This is a genomic window from Brevibacillus sp. NPDC003359, assembly GCF_042878995.1.
Taxonomy (GTDB): domain Bacteria; phylum Bacillota; class Bacilli; order Brevibacillales; family Brevibacillaceae; genus Brevibacillus.
In genome coordinates, this window is sequence record NZ_JBIAOR010000005.1 from 43,098 (window position 1) to 62,988 (window position 19,891).

The 19,891-nt window shown below is 44.4% G+C and carries 21 protein-coding genes; 4 read left to right on the forward strand and 17 right to left on the reverse strand.

What is annotated here, in order from left to right; all coding sequences use genetic code 11:
* Positions 1–63: 63 nt before the first annotated feature.
* The gene (locus ACFYU8_RS15920) at positions 64–333 is read right to left on the reverse strand and encodes a YciI family protein (protein ID WP_007718215.1); all 270 of its coding nucleotides are present in this window, start codon (positions 331–333) and stop codon (positions 64–66) included.
* Positions 334–475: 142 nt separating this feature from the next.
* Between ACFYU8_RS15920 and ACFYU8_RS15925 the strand changes: the two genes are divergently transcribed.
* Positions 476–1,912 (forward strand): PAS domain-containing sensor histidine kinase, encoded by a 1,437-nt coding sequence (locus ACFYU8_RS15925; protein WP_390300627.1) that lies wholly within the window; start codon positions 476–478, stop codon positions 1,910–1,912.
* Here ACFYU8_RS15925 and prfB read toward each other — a convergent pair.
* The 4 genes from prfB to hpf form a co-directional block, all read right to left on the reverse strand.
* A protein-coding gene (gene prfB, locus ACFYU8_RS15930; protein ID WP_390300629.1) for a peptide chain release factor 2 occupies positions 1,902–3,015 on the reverse strand; the annotation gives its coding sequence in 2 pieces (ribosomal slippage) (positions 1,902–2,933 and positions 2,935–3,015; 1,113 coding nt in all). The genes ACFYU8_RS15925 and prfB overlap by 11 nt on opposite strands.
* A gap of 114 nt (positions 3,016–3,129) precedes the next feature.
* Complete coding sequence (locus ACFYU8_RS15935) at positions 3,130–3,591, reverse strand: hypothetical protein (protein WP_390300631.1); 462 nt, start codon at positions 3,589–3,591, stop codon at positions 3,130–3,132.
* 245 nt (positions 3,592–3,836) lie between these two features.
* Positions 3,837–6,356 carry a preprotein translocase subunit SecA gene (gene secA / locus ACFYU8_RS15940; protein ID WP_390300633.1) on the reverse strand — a complete coding sequence of 840 codons (2,520 nt, stop codon included), beginning with the start codon at positions 6,354–6,356 and terminating at the stop codon, positions 3,837–3,839.
* A 199-nt stretch (positions 6,357–6,555) separates the two neighbouring features.
* Positions 6,556–7,113 (reverse strand): ribosome hibernation-promoting factor, HPF/YfiA family, encoded by a 558-nt coding sequence (hpf, locus tag ACFYU8_RS15945; protein WP_015893536.1) that lies wholly within the window; start codon positions 7,111–7,113, stop codon positions 6,556–6,558.
* A gap of 209 nt (positions 7,114–7,322) precedes the next feature.
* On the opposite strand from hpf, the gene ACFYU8_RS15950 reads away from it, so the two are divergent.
* A complete protein-coding gene (locus ACFYU8_RS15950; protein WP_390300636.1) occupies positions 7,323–8,375 on the forward strand; it encodes an HD-GYP domain-containing protein in 1,053 nt (350 codons plus the stop codon).
* 107 nt (positions 8,376–8,482) lie between these two features.
* On the opposite strand, the gene ACFYU8_RS15955 is transcribed toward ACFYU8_RS15950, so the two are convergent.
* The 4 genes from ACFYU8_RS15955 to ACFYU8_RS15970 all read right to left on the reverse strand — a co-directional run bounded on the left by ACFYU8_RS15955 (position 8,483) and on the right by ACFYU8_RS15970 (position 11,913).
* Complete coding sequence (locus tag ACFYU8_RS15955) at positions 8,483–9,157, reverse strand: amino acid ABC transporter permease (RefSeq protein WP_390300638.1); 675 nt, start codon at positions 9,155–9,157, stop codon at positions 8,483–8,485.
* A gap of 88 nt (positions 9,158–9,245) precedes the next feature.
* Entirely contained in the window at positions 9,246–10,037 is a 792-nt protein-coding gene (locus tag ACFYU8_RS15960) for a basic amino acid ABC transporter substrate-binding protein (RefSeq protein ID WP_390300640.1), read from the reverse strand.
* A 291-nt stretch (positions 10,038–10,328) separates the two neighbouring features.
* Positions 10,329–11,111 (reverse strand): OmpA family protein, encoded by a 783-nt coding sequence (locus tag ACFYU8_RS15965; protein WP_390300642.1) that lies wholly within the window; start codon positions 11,109–11,111, stop codon positions 10,329–10,331.
* Positions 11,104–11,913 (reverse strand): motility protein A, encoded by an 810-nt coding sequence (locus tag ACFYU8_RS15970; RefSeq protein ID WP_390300644.1) that lies wholly within the window; start codon positions 11,911–11,913, stop codon positions 11,104–11,106. The genes ACFYU8_RS15965 and ACFYU8_RS15970 overlap by 8 nt, the downstream gene beginning before the upstream one ends.
* Before the next feature lie 157 nt (positions 11,914–12,070).
* On the opposite strand from ACFYU8_RS15970, the gene ACFYU8_RS15975 reads away from it, so the two are divergent.
* Both ACFYU8_RS15975 and ACFYU8_RS15980 read left to right on the forward strand, forming a co-directional pair.
* Positions 12,071–12,247 (forward strand): putative motility protein, encoded by a 177-nt coding sequence (locus tag ACFYU8_RS15975; protein WP_390300646.1) that lies wholly within the window; start codon positions 12,071–12,073, stop codon positions 12,245–12,247.
* A 48-nt stretch (positions 12,248–12,295) separates the two neighbouring features.
* Positions 12,296–13,393, forward strand: coding sequence for a DUF2920 family protein (locus ACFYU8_RS15980; RefSeq protein WP_390300648.1), 1,098 nt, complete (start codon positions 12,296–12,298; stop codon positions 13,391–13,393).
* A 346-nt stretch (positions 13,394–13,739) separates the two neighbouring features.
* On the opposite strand, the gene ACFYU8_RS15985 is transcribed toward ACFYU8_RS15980, so the two are convergent.
* From ACFYU8_RS15985 to neuB, 8 genes are all read right to left on the reverse strand, one after another.
* Positions 13,740–14,099, reverse strand: coding sequence for a flagellar protein FliT (locus ACFYU8_RS15985; protein ID WP_390300650.1), 360 nt, complete (start codon positions 14,097–14,099; stop codon positions 13,740–13,742).
* A 7-nt stretch (positions 14,100–14,106) separates the two neighbouring features.
* A complete protein-coding gene (gene fliS / locus ACFYU8_RS15990; protein ID WP_087341645.1) occupies positions 14,107–14,484 on the reverse strand; it encodes a flagellar export chaperone FliS in 378 nt (125 codons plus the stop codon).
* Positions 14,485–14,499: 15 nt separating this feature from the next.
* A complete protein-coding gene (gene fliD, locus ACFYU8_RS15995; RefSeq protein ID WP_390300653.1) occupies positions 14,500–15,987 on the reverse strand; it encodes a flagellar filament capping protein FliD in 1,488 nt (495 codons plus the stop codon).
* 12 nt (positions 15,988–15,999) lie between these two features.
* Positions 16,000–16,359, reverse strand: coding sequence for a flagellar protein FlaG (flaG, locus tag ACFYU8_RS16000; protein WP_016742353.1), 360 nt, complete (start codon positions 16,357–16,359; stop codon positions 16,000–16,002).
* A gap of 69 nt (positions 16,360–16,428) precedes the next feature.
* Positions 16,429–17,124: an acylneuraminate cytidylyltransferase family protein gene (locus ACFYU8_RS16005; RefSeq protein WP_390300656.1), complete on the reverse strand. Its 696-nt coding sequence runs from the start codon at positions 17,122–17,124 to the stop codon at positions 16,429–16,431.
* Entirely contained in the window at positions 17,121–18,167 is a 1,047-nt protein-coding gene (locus ACFYU8_RS16010) for a nucleotidyltransferase family protein (protein ID WP_390300658.1), read from the reverse strand. Before ACFYU8_RS16010 ends, ACFYU8_RS16005 begins: the two co-directional genes overlap by 4 nt.
* 30 nt (positions 18,168–18,197) lie before the next feature.
* Positions 18,198–18,818, reverse strand: a complete 621-nt coding sequence (locus ACFYU8_RS16015) for an acetyltransferase (RefSeq protein WP_390300660.1) — start codon at positions 18,816–18,818, stop codon at positions 18,198–18,200.
* A complete protein-coding gene (gene neuB / locus ACFYU8_RS16020) occupies positions 18,815–19,891 on the reverse strand; it encodes an N-acetylneuraminate synthase (RefSeq protein ID WP_390300662.1) in 1,077 nt (358 codons plus the stop codon). Before neuB ends, ACFYU8_RS16015 begins: the two co-directional genes overlap by 4 nt.

Below are 19,891 nucleotides of genomic sequence, written 5' to 3' on the forward strand. Positions count from 1 at the left end.
TTTATTCGGATTTCTTCGCTAAGTATGCCTCCGACTACCGTTTCTCATTCTTGAGACAACTATTTAGGACAGAGGAAATTCCAACGGACTCCATTCACGTAACTCCAACGTCCGTGCGCCTTCCACAACAACTGGATCAGCCTCAGCCAATTGGCGAGCTTCTTCCAGAGAGTCCGCTTTGTAAATAACCAATCCGCCAAGCTTATCTGTAAAGGGTCCTGCCATGAACACTTTTCCCTGCTTGTACAAATCATTGATATACGTAAGATGCGCAGGTCTTACTTGAGCATTCAGCTCTTGATTCACGATTGGCAAAAATGCGGCATACAACATGACGGTTTCTCTCCTTTTTCATGAGCCTGTTCTTTCATGAAGTATAACATAATTATGAATACAGACTTTTGTCTGGTAGGATTTTTCCTTTCTACAGCGAACGATTCAAAGGTAGCGAGTAGCAACAGAGAGGCGGATAGGTATGGACACGCAGATACAGTTATATACTTCTCTATTCCACAACAATCCTGATGCTGTTTTCATGTTCGACATGGAAGGCAAATTCACAGGAGTAAACGCCGCTGGTGAAGCATTGATAGGATATACCTCTCAAGAATTGCTGCGCATGCAAATTTGGGAAATTCTCACTTCTACAGAAGATCTCGACCGTACGAAACAACTACAAATCCTCCATGCAGGAATCAGAAAAAATATGCATTATCAGTTGCTCCATAAAAACGGGCAGATTGTGGATGTTATCGCTTCCAGCTTTCCTATTTTTCACAACGGCGAAATCGTCAGTCGCTATTCCATCGCCAAAAACATCACGCAGCAAAAGAAGATGGAAAAAGCTCTGCACCAAATGCAAGAAAATTTTCGGTTCATATCCGAAAACATTATGGACTTGATTTTAATTGTCGATGTCGACGGAATGATCACTTACGCTTCCCCTTCTGTTCAGGCGGTTAGCGGTCTCACGATTGATCAAGTGATTAAGCAGCACTTTTCGATCTTGATTCATCCTGAGCAAGTAACCAAAGCCAACAACGATTTTGCTCAAATGATGAAGCAGAAAATCACACTCGACGCCGAGTACCATTACCTTCACCCAGACGGTAGGATGTTGCTGTTCGATGTGAAAGGTACACCCGACATTGGTGCAAATGGTCATATCATCAGCACGGTTTTTGTGGCTCGTGATATTACAGAACGTCGGCAGTCAGAGGAATTGCTTCGTTATTCAGACAAGCTGTCTGTTCTAGGAGAGCTTGCCGCGGGAATCGCACATGAAATTCGCAATCCTCTTACGGCCTTGAAAGGGTTCATTCAACTCATGGAAGGGGACGAGTTCGCCAATCAGCAATACTTGCAAATTATGCGATCTGAAATCGACCGGATTACTTCGATTACCAGTGAGCTTTTGATAATGGCGAAGCCGCAAGCATTGCGATTTGCTCCCAACGGCTTATTGCCATTGCTTTCGTCTGTTATTAAGCTTTTGGAACCACAAGCACTTCTTAAAAATGTATCCATTCTCACTGATTTTCCTCAGGTCACGTCCCTCATTTTGTGTGAGGAATATCAAATCAAGCAAGTCTTCATTAACATCATAAAAAACGGCATGGAAGCCATGCCGTTAGGTGGAAATCTCACAATCAAGGTTGTAGAGCGCTCTTGCGATGTTATCATCCGAATCAACGATCAAGGACAAGGCATCCCCGCAGAGCTACTTCCCCGATTAGGAGAGCTTTTTTATAGTACCAAAGAAACAGGAACTGGCCTTGGATTAATGGTAAGCTCGAAAATTATTCGCGATCACGGTGGAACAATCGACATCGCCAGTGATGTTGGCAAAGGAACCACCGTATCGATTTCATTACCCAAAGCCTTGAAGCCTTCTGTTTCGTTTAACGATTAATCTGCGCGCGCAGATAGGCATCGATAAACGAATCAATTTCACCATCCATGACGGCTTGAACGTTTCCTACATCCATATTCGTCCGATGGTCTTTTACCAGACTGTATGGGTGGAAGACATAGGAACGAATTTGGCTGCCCCATGCAATATCTTTTTGTTCACCTTGAATAGCGGCCAACGTTTTCTCTTGTTCTTCCCGTTTTTTCTCAAACAGTCGTGCCGTCAGCATCTTCATCGCACGCTCTCGGTTTTTAATCTGGGAGCGTTCTGTTTGACACGTCACCACAATTCCGGAAGGCAAGTGAGTAATCCGTACAGCGGAGTCAGTCGTATTGATATGCTGACCACCCGCACCACTGGAACGATACGTATCAATTTTCAAGTCTTCCGTACGTATGTCTACCACATTATCGTCTTCGATCTCCGGCAGGACGTTGCAAGACACAAACGAAGTGTGTCGACGTCCAGAGGCATCAAACGGAGATATCCGCACAAGACGATGAACCCCTTTTTCTGATTTGAGGTAGCCATACGCATTGTAACCCTTAATGAGGAGAGTAACACTTTTTACACCGGCTTCATCGCCAGGCAAATAGTCCAACGTTTCAACCTTGAAGCCCTTGGCATCCCCCCAACGTGTATACATACGCAAAAGCATGGACGCCCAATCCTGGGACTCTGTACCACCCGCTCCCGGATGCAGCTCCAGAATCGCGTTGTTTTTGTCGTATTCATCACTCAGAAGCAATTCCAGCTCAAAGCTCTCAAATGACTTCCGCAGCTCCTGCGTACTGTCATACAGATCTTGGATGAGGGACGAATCCCCTTCTTCGATGACGAGCTCAAGCATTAACTGGAGATCCTCATACTGGGAATCCAGTTTGGCCATCGTCTCTACGAGGCTTTTGATTGCATTCAGCTCACTGATTGTCTTCTGCGCTGCATCATTGTCATCCCAAAAATCGGGTGCCAGCATACGCTCTTCCAGTTCACCGATTCGTTCCTGTTTTACTGGGAGGTCAAAGAGACCCCCTAATATCCGCTAAACGCTTAGCCATGCTAGACATCTCTTGCTTGATGTCCGCAATATCGATTAATGCCATGTTGCGAATCACCTTCTCTTTACGTAAGCTATGTTTTATTGTAACGTAATTTGCCCGATGCGCAAATACGGCAGCATGTCACGTTTAGAAAAGGGACTTCGCCGTTACACTTTGTCACGTTGCCACCGGTGGTGATGGCGAGGATCTCAGGTCTCGGATTTCATGTGGTTGTTTATTTTCCGCCTGTGGTGCAGTAACTAGATAGAGATGTGAGCGCCGAGCTTCGCTTGCTCTCAGCTGGTAAGCTTGCTTGATGAAGACTTGCCGCTTCCAGTTGTGTGTTTTTCGATATTTTTTTACTAGTGGACTTTCTCGCGTTCGATCCACCAATCCATTCGGTGGGACGATCACGGCCTCATTCCAATTCGGCTCTGGAATTTCCTCCATCAGTCGCTTGTCCTCAAAGACTGGCTCTTGCGCTGAGATGACTCTCGGTAATTCGATTCCCTCCTCTTTTTCAATCAGTTGTACTTTTTTATTCTCTTTTCCTGTCTTTAGCACCGCTTTTAATGTTATGGAAATGCGCTCCATTATATTTTTCGTTTGTATCCCCATCACGTTCACTGACGTTCTCATTTGTTCATTCCTCCGTCTTCGTGAATTTGGTAAAAAAGTGTTGTACTTACGATTCTATTTATTTTTCAGATAATTACCACTTGAATCGTTCGATGACATTTACCAGTGTTAGACAAATAGATCGATAATATCAGACGAGGAAGAATAGATGAGGACGAATACTGTCAAGGCATTAGGAATGGGCAAGAAAAAAACATTCCCCTCGTACCGAATTTGCCGATACGAGAAGAATGTTCTGTCATTGCTTATTGTTTCTTATTTTGGCGTTTGCGTCCCTGCTCCTGAGCGCGACGCTGTGCACGATTTTTCGGATCAGCATCACCGGAGGTCTCAGGATCTGGAAGATCAGATGGTCCGGAGGTTTGCAAGTTTTCAGGATCGATTCCTTGACCGCGAATGACATCCTGACGCTCCAGGTTTTGACTGACTTCGGCCTTCATGATATACATAGCGACTTCTTCCTGAACAGCAGCCAGCATGCCTTGATACATTTCATATCCTTCGAACTGGTACTCACGAAGCGGGTCGTTTTGTGCGTAGGCGCGCAGGTGAATACCTTGACGCAATTGATCCATCGCATCGATGTGATCCATCCACTTGCTGTCGACAGCACGCAGAATGACGACTTTTTCAAACTCGCGAATCGATTCGCCGATTTCCTCTTCACGCAGTTTGTACTGCTTGTCGACTTCGGCTTTCAACAGTTCGAGAATTTCTTCTGCTTCCATGCCTTTCAGCATTTTTGCCGTAATCGTTTCTTCATGGAGGAATCCATTATTGGCAGCATCGGCCAATGCTTGCAGATCCCAATCCTCTGGTACCTCTTCTTTTGGACAATGCAGAGACACTGCACGCTCCAACACTGCGTAGATCATATTCACAGCAATATCGCTGAGATTTTCCTGTTCTAGGATGTCTTTACGTTGTTTGTAGACAACCAGACGCTGCTGATTCATCACGTCGTCATATTGGAGAACGCCTTTACGTGCATCGAAGTTCGATCCCTCTACACGCTTCTGCGCAGATTCTACCGCACGAGTAACCAGTCGGCTCTCGATCGGCATATCCTCTTCCATACCCAAACGATCCATCATATTCATGATATTGTCCGCACCGAAACGACGCATCAGCTCATCTTGCATCGAGAGGAAGAACTGGGATGAACCTGGGTCCCCCTGACGACCAGCACGACCGCGCAGCTGATTGTCAATCCGACGGCTCTCGTGACGTTCTGTACCGATAATATGAAGACCGCCCAGATCCGAAACACCTTCGCCAAGCTGAATGTCCGTACCGCGACCCGCCATGTTTGTCGCAATGGTAACCGCTCCGTACACACCTGCACGCGCAACGATTTCCGCCTCGCGCTCATGCTGCTTCGCGTTCAATACGTTATGCGGTACGCCCTTTTGCTTCAGCATTTGGGACAAGCGCTCCGAGTTTTCGATGGAGATGGTACCTACCAGGATCGGTTGGCCCTTTTTGTGACGCTCGACAATGTCGTTTACAACCGCACGATATTTCGCTGCCTCTGTTTTGAAAACAAGGTCTGGTGAATCGATACGCTGTACAGGCTTATTCGTTGGAATAACCACGACATCGAGACCATAAATCTTCTTGAATTCTTCTTCTTCCGTCTTCGCTGTACCTGTCATACCCGCCAGCTTCTGGTACATACGGAAGTAGTTTTGCAAGGTAATGGTCGCCAGTGTCATGCTCTCGCTTTGGACACGCAGACCTTCTTTGGCTTCAATCGCTTGATGCAAGCCATCGCTGTAACGGCGTCCAACCATCAAACGGCCGGTAAACTCGTCAACGATCACTACTTCGCCTTCCTGCACCACATAATCGACATCGAGCTTGAACAATACTTGTGCCTTCAACGCCGCTGTAATGTGGTGGTTCAAGGTGATATGTGCCGTATCGTACAGGTTGTCGATGTTGAATGCCTGTTCGACCTTGCTCACACCTTCATCTGAAAGGTTGACGATTTTCAACTTCTCATCGATGGTGAAATCTTTTTCTGCTTCCAGACGCTTTACAAAATGCGAGCAGATGTAGTACAGCTCTGTCGATTTGTTAGCAGAGCCGGAGATGATCAACGGCGTACGTGCTTCGTCAATCAAAATGCTGTCCACTTCGTCGATGATAGCGAAGAAGAGCGGACGTTGCACCATTTGTTCCTTGTACAAGACCATATTGTCACGCAAGTAATCGAAACCAAACTCATTGTTTGTACCGTACGTAATGTCACACGCGTATGCTTCGCGTTTTTCTTCAGGGCTCAGTCCATTCTTGTTCAAACCGACTGTCAGTCCGAGGAAGTTATACAGCTTACCCATGATGGTTGAGTCACGCTCAGCCAAGTATTCGTTCACGGTAACGACGTGAACGCCTTTTCCCATCAAAGCATTCAAGTATGTCGCCAGTGTCGCAACCAGGGTTTTACCTTCACCCGTCTTCATCTCGGAGATACGGCCTTCCTGAAGAACCATACCACCAATCATCTGGACGTCGAAGTGACGCATGCCCAGTACACGAATCGATGCTTCACGTACAACGGCAAACGCTTCATTCAAAATTTTGTCCAGTTCTTCTCCACTTGCCAAGCGCGCCTTAAACTCAGCAGTCTTCTCCCGCAGTTGTTCATCGGAGAGTGCCTTAGTCGTTGCTTCCAGCGCGTTGATACTTTCTACACGCTTAAACATTTTCTTTACTTCACGTTCATTGCTATCGCCGAATATCTTTTTAACGAGTCCTAACATGAGGACACCCCTTCCATATGCTGCCAAACAAAATTGCACAAGCCGGCATGAGTCCAAATAATAAAAAAGGATACCGATTCTACGAAAATAATACTTTCTAAAAAGATATTTTATCAAATAGAGCATCCACTACACAAGTAAAGGGAGTTGCCAATAGCAACTCCCTAGTCTTATACGAATGAGAATCTGTAAAGTTTCGTTATTTTGGTTCAATCAATCCGTAACGCCCATCATTGCGGCGATACACCACACTGACGTCATTGGTGTCACTGTTTTGGAAAACGAAGAAGCTGTGTCCCAGCATATCCATCTGCATGACCGCTTCCTGTGCATCCATCGGCTTCAGATCGAAGCGTTTGGTTCGAACGATATCGATGTCGATATCCTCCTCATCCACATCCGGGATCATGACTGCTACTGGCTGACTCTCACGCTGTGCGATTCTTCCTGTCGAATCAACCCGAAGCTTCCGCATCAGCTTCGTTTTGTGTTTGCGAATCTGACGTTCCAGCTTTTCTACTACCAGATCGATAGCAGCATACATATCTTCGTGCGTTTCCTCCGCTCGGATAATGACCCCACTCAGTGGGATAGTTACCTCGATCGTGCCCTCTCCGCGATGTACATGCATGGTGACTTGTACTTCTGTAGGCTGTGGAGTTTCAAAATATTTTTCCAGACGGCCGACTTTCTTTTCGACATATTCTCTAAGCGCAGCGGTGACTTGAATGTTTTCTCCACGAATGTTAAATTTCATGGTTCCAACCTCCTTCCGTCTATACATACTTATTCGCCACCTCTGTAAATAATCCTTCTATTCAGCTTAAAAAAATCTTTGCAAATCTTTTACAATCCATCAATATCCGACATTTTTTTACCAATACTTACTAGATTCCCTATGCTATAATAGGAGAGGTAGTCATCCAATCCTATATCGCGGTCGTACATCGCACTGGAGGAATCCTCATGGCCGAGGTAAAACCTTCCCATTCACTAATCGGAACAACGCTCGCTCAAGACGTCTACAACGAGTACGGCCTGCTTTTATTACCCGCTGGTGCAATCCTTCATCTAAGTGATATACGACTGCTAGAGGCTCACCAGGTGAAAGCCGTTCACGTTACTACTGACTCGGAAGCTCCCGAAATGCCTTTTCCTCTCCTTCATTGGAGTGAGACAGAGGCTGCAAAGGCCTATATGGTGGCCGTACAAAAAACCGAGTATTTATTTAAACAGTTCGCAAATGGGGATACCCCCCAACTTCATCAATTTAGCAACGCAGTTCATCCCATGCTCGATCAAGTTCTTCATCACATGAGATTTCTGCGTTTCATTTATTTGAATGAGGGAACAGAAAGTTATACGTATCGCCACTCTCTTCATGTAGGAATCGTGGCTGCCTTAATCGGAAAAATCATGGGATTGCCGCAACGTGATGTCCATTTTTTGGGACTAGCAGGCCTTCTCCATGACATCGGCAAGATGAAAATTCCCGACGAGCTGCTGTCCAAGCCAGAGCGTTTGACAAACGAAGAGTATACGATTATGAAAAAGCATACCGTATACGGCTACGAGCTCCTGCGCACCATGGACGATGCCGACCATTTGCTGGCACAATGCGCTCTCATGCACCACGAACGCTGGGATGGAAGTGGATATCCGCTCGGACGAAAAAAAGATGACATTCCTTTTGAATGCCAAATCATCAGTGTCGCAGACGTATTTGATGCGATATGCGCAGATCGCGTATATCGGAAGGGAACCTCTCCCTTTGAGGCCGCGAATGTTCTGTGGGAGTTAGCTTGTTCAGGCAAATTAAATCCGATGATTGTATCTCGTTTTATCCATTACATTATCTTACTTTATATCGGTTCCCATGCGCTTTTGAGCAATGGCGACCACGTCGAAATCATTATGATTCATACCGATGAGCCTATGCGCCCTCTCGTTCGTAGAGGTAATGATTTTATAGACCTGAGACTGCAGCGTTCCCTACGCATTCAAAGAATGATCAGTTAAACACGTTGAAAAAACGAATCCCCCTGTCCTATCTAAGGAAGCAGGGGGATTTGCTATTGTTTCGTGTATAACTTCACGACGTTCAGGCGATTCATTCCACACGCTCATTACCGTGTGGAGTATTTTTTCTCAAGTCCTCTCACGACTACACGGGACAAGAACAACGTAAGTACCAGGTAAACTGCCGCTTCCGTCAAATACGGGGGGTAGCGCTCAAATGTACTTTTCGCCACGTTCATGGCTGCGTAGTTTAATTCCGGTGTCGCGATCACTGCCAGAAGGGATGAATCTTTCAAAAGAGCAATAAACTCATTTCCGATCGCAGGCAGCATTCGTGTAAATGCTTGCGGAAGTATAATTTGGCGCATCGCAAGACCCTTGTTCATGCCAAGTGATCGTGCTGCTTCCATTTGGCCCGGATCGATCGATTGAATCCCTGCCCGAAAGATTTCTGCCATGTAGGCTGCCGCATTAAGTGAGAGTGCGACGAAACCTGAATAAATCGCTTCCGGACTACTCGCTCCCGGATACAGAATACCCCAAATAGATGGGATCACCGCAAAGTGAATCAGCAAAATTTGGACCAACATCGGCGTTCCCCGGAATAGCTCGACGTAAATCGAACAGGTCCATCGTAAGATTCGCTTAGACGACATTTTCCCCAAGCTCATGAACAATCCCAAAAATGTTCCGCAAACCGTAGCCACTGCGGTTAGTAAGATCGTATTAATAATGCCTCGGATAAACAGTTCACGATAGTCGTAGATGACACTCCAGTCCAATGGCTAGTCCTCCCTTCTTCATGTCAACAAGCCAAGTTGCGAACAAACGCCGGCTACGTCATAAGGACGCACCCGGCCATTTTGCTGCCTACTTATTGCCAAAGTACTGGGTGTAAATTTCCTGCAGCTTTCCATTTTCTTTTATCTTTTTCAATCCGTCGTTGATTTTGTTCATCGCATCGGTGTTGCCTTTTTTCACGATAATTCCGTAAAATTCTTTTTCAAAGGAATCATCTTTAATCAGCTTAAACTTCTTATCTTTTACTTTGTTCACGTAGTAGGACAAAACGCCATTGTCGCCAATCACTGCATCTACTCGACCATTAAAGAAGTCATCGACGGAGGATGGCATGTCATCATAGCCTTTCAGGCCTTCGTACGTATCTCCAAACGCTTTTTTGACCACTTCCTCACCCGTGGTCGCAGCTTGCACCCCGATCTTCTTGCCTTTCAAATCAGCCAGCTTCGTCACTGGGGAATCTTCCGCTACCAGAATGAGTTGGTTCGCTTCAAAGTATGAGTCCGAAAAATCGTATTTCTCCTTGCGCTTCTCCGTGATCGTGATAGACGAGATCCCGATATCAACCGTCCCTTTGTCCAGTCCATCAAACAGTGGGTCCCATCCGGTGTTTTTCCACTCGATTTTGAATCCACCAGCTTCCGCGATCGCGTTCATTACATCGATGTCGTGGCCACTAATTTTGTCAGCCTCAAGCATTTGGAACGGTGGGTATGCTGCATCTGTACCGACTACGTACACCTTGTCGCCCGTACCGCCACTGCCAGACGTTTGCTGACCACCCGATCCACAGCCTGCGAGGAGTACCCCCACACCGACGACCAACGCGAGCGATTTGAACCAATTTGTCCCGATACGCATTTCGAAATCCCCCTTGTGTCTCTCTATCTGCCCATTTTGTCCCCAGCAATGTCCACATGAAAATCACGGATTTTTTGCGTTCTCCACAGAGTTATCCACATTATCCACATGACCTTGTGCACAAGCTGGGTATAACTATTTTCCTGTATATTCTGCCACTTTGGTACGAAAGTAAGGGGAGCGAATTGGGAGTATTAGTGCGAATAGCAGCAAAAAACAGGATTCATATACACTGGATATACTTCTATCCTGTATATAAAAATCCTGCTTTTATCTGAAAAATATGAATTGTTATTTTTCCCCTAAAATCACGATTTCCACCCGGCGGTTCTTCGCACGGTTCTCCGCGTTGGAGTTGTCCACAAGCGGTTTGTATTCGCCCAAGCCAGCCACTGTAAAGCGAGACGCTGGTAAGGTATGAGCATCCACCATTTCACGCATCACAGAGATCGAGCGCGCCGAGGATAGTTCCCAGTTGGATTGGTAGGAACTGCGCGATATCGGCACATCATCTGTATAGCCCTCGATTCGCACCTTGTGCTCAAAGCGCTTCAAAACGCCTGCTACCGTCCCGACGACTTGCTTTCCTTGGGCCTGTAGGTCTGCCGAACCACTCGTAAACAAGATCGTTTCCGGCAAACGGATACGCAAGCCTTCTTCGGTCTCCTCATAGTCCAGATTCAGCTCGGCCAATGCAGAGGATAGCTGGTTACGCACCGTCTCCATATCGCGCTCACTCGAGTCAGACATGCCCATTGGCGGCTTCGGCACATTTACGGTGTCTTCGGAGCCTTCTTCTTCTTTTTTGCCCTTGAGCTCCTTCTGACGAGCCTCCAATTGGTAGAGCTCTCGCTGCAGCTCCAACTTTTGCAGGTTGAGCAGGTCGAGACTCTCATGCACCTGCTCCAAGCTCGCTTTTTCCTTTTGGACCTCTTCCTTTTGTGACTGAATGCTCTTCGTCTGCATTGCCGCGATAATAATCACGATCACGAACAACAGCGTAATCAGGTCACTGTAGCTAAGCAGCCAGCTTTTCTCTAGCTCTTTTTCATCGTATAACCGTTCGTCATGCATAGCGGTCCTGCCTTTCAATCGTGCCCTTCATGCTGCCTGCTTCTTTAATCAGCACCAGCTTCTGGTCACCTGGCAAGAATGAGTTCAGCTTTTCAAACAACAAGCGTGGCGTCTCCATGCGCTGCAAGCCAACGCAACCTTCGACGAAGAGACGCTTTTCAAACATTTCCCGGTCGTACAGATCCATCAGACGGTAGTAGCATGGCAGCGCGAACAGGTTCGCCAAGAGCGCGCCATACAGCGTCGCTACGACCGCTGCGCTCAGGCTGTGGCCTGTCAGTGCCATGTCGGAGAGCGACTTCAGTACCCCCGTCATCCCTAAGAGCGTACCGACCAGCCCCATCCCAGGCGCCAGCAAGCTAATGAGACGAAAGAACCCAGCCGACTGTTGGTAACGATACTGCTCGCCCTTGAGCTCGTTCTCCAGGATCAGGCGCAGCTCTTCTTCGGGAACTCCCTCGATCGCCAGTAAGCTGCCGCGTTGGACAAACGAATCGGGTTCTTGTTGCAGCTCCTTTTCGAGCGCGATGTAGCCCTGTTCCTTCAGAACGAGCGCATAATAGTAGAAGCGCTTGATCGTCTCTTCGACGTTGCTTTGCCGGCCGTGGATAAGGAGGCGCCAGATTTTTTTCAAGTCGAGATGCTTGCGTTTAACTGCATAGGACATGACTACGGAGAGCGCGACCAGCTCGATGGCGGTTATGTTGAGGAGATCCGATAAGGTTCCGTTTAGGTAGACCGCGTGTATGAAGATGAGGAGGACGGCTCCGATTAAGACGAGTGAGCGGCGTTTTGTGGACAAAAGTGATTCACCTTCCTAGTTTTTCAACAAGATGTTCTTAAAGTATAGCAGATGGTGGAAAAAAGATGAGAGAATAGAGTCATGGTTATAGTGAAGCTTGGTATAGAAAATGTCGATAATGATAAAGAAAGTAATTCTAGCAAAGAGGTGATCATCTGTGAATGCCGTACAATTAAAACAAGCTGTTACTATTAGTTTGACGAAGCAAGTGCAGGAGACTGCGCAAGCGCAAGCTTCCATCATGTTGGAGGGTTTTGCTAAGACGCAGCAAAATGTTCAAGCGGCTCAGGCAAGTCATCCCGTGTTGGGGAAGGTTTTGGATATTAAAGCTTAAGCCTGAAGACCGGGTTATTCCGGTCTTTCTTTATATTTAAAAATAGGAGTGTTCATTTTGGCAAAGGATTACCAGGTGAATTGGTCTGCACACCCTAACATCTACAACGATTATAGTGAAAGAACGTATAATTTCTATTTTTCCGAACCAGAGGCTGGAGTAAATGCAGAAACTGGTTTATTGCTTTTTATAGCAGGATTTGGTGGTAATGCTAATTCGAATGTCTATAAGAAAATGCGGAGAGTGTTTGCAGATCAATATAACCTTGTTACAGTACAATGTGATTATTTTGGCCAAGAGTTCATGCAAAGCTATCAATCACTACAATTTAACCTTACTCCGCAAGATATGGAACCGGTGTTTACTCCGGATGAGATTAAAACCATCTATAATGAGGGTTTTAATCCATCGCTATTCTTAGACATAGCAAGCAAATATCATATCGGAGTGTCTGCATATGAAAAACTAAACGAAAGTAAGGAAAGTTTTAATGATATGGGAATAATGCAAGCCCTGGATAACATTACCGCCATTTGCTACGTCATCCAAATTCTTAAAGATAATAACTTAAAGTTTAACCCTAAAAAAACGATTATTTATGGCCACTCTCATGGCGCCTATCTAGGCTATTTATGTAATGCACTTGCGCCTAATCTTTTTAATCTATTAATCGATAATTCATCATGGCTATTCCCCGCTTACTTGAATAACGAGCGCCGTTTACGCCATAAAATAGGTAACATGCTATTAGACATTTCTTTCAAATACACAGCTTCTACAATTGATTACGATCCAGAAATTCTTCACTTACCTACTCTTTATAAGAAGTTTAATAATTTCTGTGAGATACAATCTTTCCATGGTACTACTGACAATATAATTAGTCATATTAAAAAACAGCAGTTTTGCAAATCACTGAAGAATTGTACATACCATGAAATTTCTGAAGAAAAGCTTGACGGGATCACCTTTCAATCAACAAATCATGGTTTGGACGCAGATTTTCTAGCTCTATTTGATTATGTGATGAAAAATAAGTCCTTTGAAAAATCTGATGAGTTACAGTTAAATCCTATTCATTTACAAACGAAAACTCGTAACTATCTTTTCGATTACAGTTCCGGTATTCCCTTACTATACAAATAACTCAATAATCTTTTACGAAGACAACAGAGTCAAGGGCTTAAGGCGAAGCAAGCCCTTGACTCGTTGGTGGAGAGAAAGAAAATCTTTTCGAAAAGGAAGCCTTGATCTACTCTTTTGACATCAATTATTCTACAGACACCGCTTTTATAAAACAAACGTGTATAAAGGTAATACCTGTCGTCCTCAATACACGTTTGTTTTTGTATTACGAGATACTTTACTACTCCAGTTACTTCTTTAAAGGTTGAGTAACATCACCATTAACCAATTCACGCCTCATACCATTCGCTAACAGCATAGACTCCTTTTTAAAGATACTGTCCGTGCCATCCTTTTCAACTTGTTCCTATTTTTTTCGGTCAAAAAACGCTCCGTAGCCATTGGGTCCTGCATCCTGATAAGAATTCGTAACCATCCTGCTACGTTGAACATTGTTCAATTTTTGTTGGATCTCTTGCTTGTGTCCCTCTATCAGTGGAAACAGTCTTTGATTGATGGCAAACACTTGCGAGAGTAGTTGACGATTGGAATCTGTTAGCCTATCCTCCAGCCCTTTTTCTTGCAGCAATTCAATGAGCTTTTCCCTCTCATCCAAAATAGTCAACCACTCTTCTGGCTCCGAGTCATCCTGCATCACGATCTCTTCCAAACGAAGGGTCTCTCTAAGCAAACGTTCCAAGAGCTCCTCAATTGTCTTTTCCATCATTTGCTCCTTACCCTTGTGATTTCGCGAGCTGCATGGCCTCTTTCCATGTGTCGCGGAACTGGAGGAATAAGCTTTCCACTTCACTCAGAATCTCTATATCTTTACGCATATTTGCTTCAATCGTACGGTGGAGCATATATTCATAGAGCTTAATGAAGTCTTTAGAGATCGTATAATCGCTATTCAAGGTAGACATCAGCTCATATAAAATATTTTGCACTTTGAGAGATGCTTCGTGTGCTTTTGCTACATCCTTATCCTCGATTGCGCCTTTGGCTTGTTTAATAAACTTAAGTGCCCCATTGTATAACATCAATGTCAAATCAGCAGGAGTAGCGGTCGTTACCTGATTAGATTGGTATGTCTGAGCAGCATTTTGTAACATCTGCATCACTCCCTATTATCGTTGCCCTAACATTTGTGCGAACCAAGAGCCTTGGGACTGGCTTTTGGACATTGCTTTCTCCATAGCAGAGAATTGCTTCCAGTAGCGATCTTCGATTAGCTTTAGGCGATCTTCCCAGCGATCTATTTCTTCAGATGTTTGTTTAAGTTTTTTACCCAGGCTACTGTCATCATAACCGCTGCTAACGGATCCTGCCTCTTTGGTTACCTTGTCCATCACCTTACTCAGTTCACTATATAGCCGCTCAGCTACACCACTTTCTTTGTATTTGTCAGAAGTGGTTCCTGCACTGCTAAAGTTTGTAAACAGTTTCAAGACATCTTCACCGTTATTTCGGATTGATTCACGCAGTTTTGTCTCATTAATATACAGTTTTCCATTTTCCTGATAAGCACTCTTCCCACTTGGTGGGCCCGTAATTCCCATCTGAGAGAGTGATAATGATTTGTCCGCAGCTATTTGTACAGGTGTGCTGAGAGCTCGTCTAAGTTCATTTAAACCGCTTGACAGAATTGGATCACGCAAAAGAATTCCACTGCGCGCCATTGTTTCCATTTTTTCAGCCGTTTTTTCTGGTAAGGCATCTTTTTCTTCGTCTAGTAACGGTTGATACCCCTTATATTTAGGCTCTGATATTTTCTTATTGATTGTCTCAATAATGGCATTATACTTGTCTACAAAATCTTTAACTGTGTTAAATATTGAATCTTCGTCTGTTTTGGAACTAACCGTAATGGCTGCATTCACATTTGTCTGTTTTAGTGTAAAATCAATACCGTCATATTTAAATGTGTTTGTTGCAGATGTATACTCCACACCATTAATTTTGAATTTTGCTGGGACACCTGCAGTTCCTGATGTATAGGTTTTGTTAGCATCTAAGTTCAAGCTGTTATTTGTACTGACTACATCAAAATCCTTCCCATCTTCAGCTGTTAAAACGAGCTTTTTATCGAAAAAACTCGCTTTCACTCCTGATTTTGAGCTATTTATTTTGTTCACAATACTTTCAATAGAGTCAGTAGCACCTGCAAAAGTAAGAGGCACCTCTTCCATTGTGCCATCTCCATTTGTATCTTTCTTAATTGTTAATGTAAAGTCAGGGCCCCCAACTGCTGCTTTAGGGTCAGTAACGGTTGTCAAAAACTCAGCTCTTGCAGGTGTGCTAGCTTTAGCCAATGATTCTACTTCAACCGTATAAGAAGGTAACGAAGGAGTCCCAACCACCTTTGCCGAAGCAATACTGTCATTATCTGATGCAACCGCTTTTTTGCTGAAAGTGCTTGACATCCTGAGATTCTTCATTGTATTTTGCAAATCAGCAAAAAGGGAATTCATATCACGATAAGCATCCCGTTTCCACTCAACAGAATACTTATTTCGCTGTAATCGATTAACTGGCTCACGCTGTGCTTTCATTAAATCCTTAATCATTTTCTCCGTATCCATTCCGGATGCCATACCACTTAAACGTATACCCATAACTTTTACCTCCTATCGTTTCTCATCAACTAGTAACCCGATCATTTCGTGCATTTTCGCAACCATATCCATCATTTTTTTTGAAGGAATTTCACGCACGACTGTATTATCGATGTCACTTACAACTTGAACATAGTACTCATTTAACTGCTCATGTAATGTGAATTTGAGATGGGTTGTGCTGGATTGCATAAACTTGTTCAAACTCTCTACTTGCCGTTCCATATCACCCTTAGAAAACTGCTTCTCTGTATCAGAAAGGGTCTTTGTTTCATTCTGTTGCACTCCAAGTTGGTTTCCAGTTCCCCCTGCAACCTTCTCTACATATGGCATTTTTCCGTTACCAGCCATGTTACTCCCTTGGATACTCACAACCTTACCTCCCCTAATGGTTCCCTTTACCATAAGTATCGGAAAAAAACCTAGGACAGTTTACTTAGTTTATCGCGTCATTATTTCGTTCATGATGATTTCAGCAAAAGTAAAATCAAATGGTGTGTCAATATCAAATGAACGTTCTTTTGGCATTTCAAATCCTATCGTCTCTGCTTGTAAATATGTACGAGTTTGCTGCAACCATGTTGACCTTGCAACATATACAGCACCGTTAAGTACATAAACATCAGGTGCATCTTGCCGTCTTAATACAGGCTGCTCCGATTGAAGAACGGGCTGGAGTCCATTTGTTTCTGAAAGATGGTACATCCAGTACGGGGATTTATCTGTAAGGGAAACAGATACGCAAGCGTTTGCTCCTTGTTTTACACAATGCTCAAGACACGCATCAATGTCCTCTGCTATTCGCAGTGGTGAAGTTGGTTGAAGCAACATCGCATAGTCATAACCGGGAAGCATTTCCATAGCATGGAGGACAGGGTCTATGCCTGGAGTATGGTCTTGTGCGAACTGCGATGGTCTTAAGAAGGGAACCTCGCATCCCCATTCCCTTGCAACTTCTGCAATTTCTTCATCATCTGTCGAGACAATCACTCGATCAATGTATAATGATTTTTTCGCCTCTTCTATCGTCCAAGCGATCAACGGTTTGCCCGATAACTCTCGAATGTTTTTCCTAGGAACACCTTTGGATCCACCACGTGCAGGTATAATGGCAAGCACTTTGCTATCGTTGATCATCCAAAGACCTCCGCAAACTCCATATTTGCTCTCTCAAAGTCAGCCATTCTCCCAATATCCAGCCAATACTCCCGGATTGGAAATGCAATCGTTTGCTGTTGATTCTTCACTAGATGATCAAACAAGCTCGGCATGTCGAAGTATTGGTTATGCGGTATATTCTCAACTGCGTCTGGGCTTAGTACGTAAATACCCGCGTTGACAAAGAAGCGCTGAGTCGGTTTTTCTTCAATAGAAGTAAGCCGATATTGGTCCAACCTGACTACACCATAAGGAATTTGATGGTCATATTCCCTGACACACATCGTCGCTCGAGCTTGATACGTTTTATGAAAATCAAGCAGCTGTTCAAAATTCACCTTGGTTAATAGATCCCCATTCATGACAAAAAACGGTTCACTTGGTTTTTCCGGTAACAAGCTGAGTGCCCCGGCTGTACCCAATGATTCTTTTTCCTGCAAATATTGGATAGAGATACCCCAATTTGAACCATCTCCAAAATGCTCTTGAATCATCTCTGCTTTATATTTCACTGATATGTAAAAGCGATGAAAGCCTTGATCGATAAAACTTTGCAGAATGGTTTCCAGCAATGGCTTATTCCCTACTGGGAGCAATGGCTTCGGACAGTCATGTGTGAGCGGATGGAGCCTTGTTCCTAACCCTCCTGCCATCAAAACTACCCAGTTGTCTTTCTTTGTTGGACGCAATAATTCATTTAAAACTTCTACATGAACAATTTTTCCATCTTCATCTACAATAGGAATTTGATGAATCTTTTTGATCTTCATAAGTGCCAAAATGTTCTCACGTGTTTCGTAAGGAGAAACCACTGTTGGAAATGAATTCATAATGAGAGAAATCGGGTCTTGCAGAGCTCTTCCTTTTAGCAAGCCCCTGCGTATATCACCATCAGTTACTGTCCCTAGCAACCTATCGTTTTCATCTGCCACCAGCGCTATCTGCCTAGCACTTTTGTCGATAATTTCCAAAGTATGAAGAATAGGCATTTGTGGTGATACTAGCAGCTCTCTCCAGTCCATTATTCATCACACCTTTCTTGGAACTTATGCCTACATTTCTCTTGCGGGAACTCCCGAGACTTTTGTATCAGCTTGTACATGTTTTACAACGACGGCACCTGCTCCTACCAAACTGTTTCTGCCAATCGTCATTCCTTGAATAACAGCAGCACTCGTGCCTATATGTACATCATCTTCCACCGTGACACTTCCTGATAATACCACTCCGGGAGCGATATGTACGTGCCTACCTATCCTTGTGTCGTGTTCAATGACAGCTCGCGTATTGATAATTGAATTGCTGTCAATATGTGTATCAGGCTGGATAACTGCTCCTGCCATGACCTGCACTCCCTCTTCCAGTACCGCATGAGGTGAAACAATTGCGGATGGATGAATAACCTTGGAAAAGGAAAAGCCTTTCTCTTTCCAGAAAAGAAAAGCCTCTCGTTTTCGCGTGTTGTCCCCAACAGATCCTAATCCATTTACCAACAGCACATTCGACGGAGAGTAATTTTCTACCATCCGATCGTTCCCAATCCAAGGGATACCAAGAATCATGGACTTAGGTTGAGGATCTGTAAAACCTATTACTTCCACATCCTGAAATTTTAAAATCTCTATAACAACCTTGGCATGACCGCCGCCGCCCAATACGATTATTGGCATCATAATTGTATCACGTCATCTTCTTCGTAATCTCGTTCGGCTACTTTCCCGATCCACTCCCAGTACAACATGGGTGAAATTCCTGTCCCTGGGCGTTTGGAGGTTACATTTTCTGTTGTAAACTGGTCACCTTTCTTAATTGTTTTTCCAGCGACCAAGCTTTTACGTGCAACAGATTTGTTTTTTTGTTCCACTGGAGTAGCAAGCTTAATAGGCTTCCCTAAAGCCATTTCAACTTGGCGAATAGAATCAATCATCTGCTTTAATTCATCCGGCTCCAAGGACGCCATGTGATCGGGACCAGGTAAAGATCTATCAAGAGTAAAATGCTTTTCGATAACCCTGGCTCCACGGGCTACAGCCGCAATTGGAACAGAGATGCCACGCGTATGATCCGAAAATCCTACACATAATCCAAATGCAGCTGCTAGTGTATCCATCGCTCTTAAATTTACGTCCTCAAAAGGCGCGGGGTACTCTGTTGTACAATGAAGAAGCGTAACTTTTTCCCGCAACACTTGTTGTCCTTCCTCACTTGAATAAACCTCCATAAACCTAGAAAGAGAAGGCGTTTGATTATCCGCAACATAACCATAGGAAAGGACAGCCAATGCTTGCTCAATTTCGCCTAAGTTTGACATCCCTGTCGACAGGAATACAGGGAGATTTGACTGAGCGATCTTTAATAGTAAGGGAGCGTTAGTAATTTCACCTGAAGGAATTTTTAACTGGTCAACCTGGATATCATGAGCAAGTAAATCTACACTACCTACATCAAACGGGGTGGACAGGAATTTAATATTATTATTTCGGCAGCAGCGGACCAGTTCTTCATGCATCTCTCGACTCAATTCCAGCTTTTTAACCATCTCGAGCTGAGTCTCTTCATTATCTGTTCTTTTCTTCTGATAATCAGCTTTTTGTGCATGCCTACTGATAATATGTTCAGCCTTAAATGTCTGGAACTTCACCGCATCGGCTCCTGCTTCTACGGCCCGATAAACTAATTCCTTCGCCATGTCCAATGACCCATTATGATTGACTCCTGCTTCTGCGATGATAAATGTTCTGAACAT